Here is a 1236-nt window from a genome sequence, read left to right as displayed (position 1 = left end):
GAGTCTTTTATTCTAGTATTCCTCTGGTAATAACCTGTCTCTTATACACATCTAGAGAAATACTGAGAAAAAATTCCTTAATTTTTTCTCATCACCTTTTATAGCGAAATTATTGGCACAAATAATATGAAATCCATATTTAGAAAGTTCAGAATTAATCGACCTAATTTTTCGTCGTAATGTTGAATGACTAGTTCCATGAGTTAAACAAAAGTAGTATGTATCAACCTTGTCTTGAGTTAAAACGGCATATAGAATTTGATAGGATAAATCTGAGGTTAAAAGATAATTTTTTATTTTTGTTAGGGTGACTCCTTTATTCTCTAAAAAGATCCCCTGCTTATCGATGAATAAGTTTAATTCTTTCTTTGAGTACATTCTTTCAATATCATCTTTCAGCATCTTGCAATAATTAAGAACTGTCGAAGGAGTTACATCACCAACATATTCACTTATTTTTTTTGAAGAAAGTGGCTCTGTCTGACTACTAAGCTGTCTCTTATACACATCTAGATGTGTATAAGAGACGAGTTACATCACCAACATATTCACTTATTTTTTTTGAAGAAAGTGGCTCTGTCTGACTACTAAGTATATTTACTGTCTCTTATACACATCTAGATGTGTATAAGAGACAGGAATTCATTGGCTGAAAAACTATACTCGTTCCCTATATTGCTAATAGAGAATTTATCAGTTACATCTTGATCGTTGCCGTTAAAAATTTTTACATTTTCAACGTTCAGTTTCTCATCCTGTCTCTTATACACATCTAGAATTTAAAAAGAGCTTACCTATGAATGACATTCTTGAGGACAAAAATCTGAATACAATTGAGAAAATTAGAAAGATATTGTATGAGGAACATAAAGCAATTCGTAATAGTTCAAGAGGCCAATTATTTTACAAATTAATGTCTAGTCCGGAGTTTTTAACACTTTTTCTGAATCAATTATCCTCAGATGCAATTCCGGTGTATCATCAATTAATACTAAAGGGAAATGCTGACGGCTCAATGAAAGTAGCTTCACCAATTTACACTGCTGAAGTGCTTCCACTGCTCTTAAACATTTGGTTTAATCCTTCTTTTTTCAATAATGATATTGACGATGTAGATGCGAGGATTGATTATCTTGACGACCTTTTAAATAGTATGGGCGTACCATTACTTAATGGTAATTTAAAAAAAGTTTTGAAGCAGACATGGATAAAAGTCAAAGAGGATCTGTAATAGTT

2 protein-coding genes are annotated in these 1236 nt (G+C 31.6%); one reads left to right on the top strand and one right to left on the bottom strand.

Going from position 1 to position 1236, the window contains the following annotated elements; translation table 11 throughout:
- Positions 1-51: 51 nt before the first annotated feature.
- Positions 52-378, bottom strand: a complete 327-nt coding sequence (locus A5875_RS24330; RefSeq protein WP_369596960.1) for a helix-turn-helix domain-containing protein — start codon at positions 376-378, stop codon at positions 52-54.
- A 418-nt stretch (positions 379-796) separates the two neighbouring features.
- Here A5875_RS24330 and A5875_RS15330 point away from each other — a divergent pair, with 418 nt between their 5' ends.
- Complete coding sequence (locus tag A5875_RS15330) at positions 797-1231, top strand: hypothetical protein (protein ID WP_088934386.1); 435 nt, start codon at positions 797-799, stop codon at positions 1229-1231.
- Positions 1232-1236 lie beyond the last annotated feature (5 nt).

Source organism: Enterococcus sp. 3H8_DIV0648 (genome assembly GCF_002140655.1).
GTDB classification, from domain to species: Bacteria; Bacillota; Bacilli; order Lactobacillales; family Enterococcaceae; genus Enterococcus_A; species Enterococcus_A hulanensis.
The sequence above is the reverse complement of the archived record's forward strand: the minus strand, read 5'-3'. Positions and strand labels throughout refer to the sequence as shown.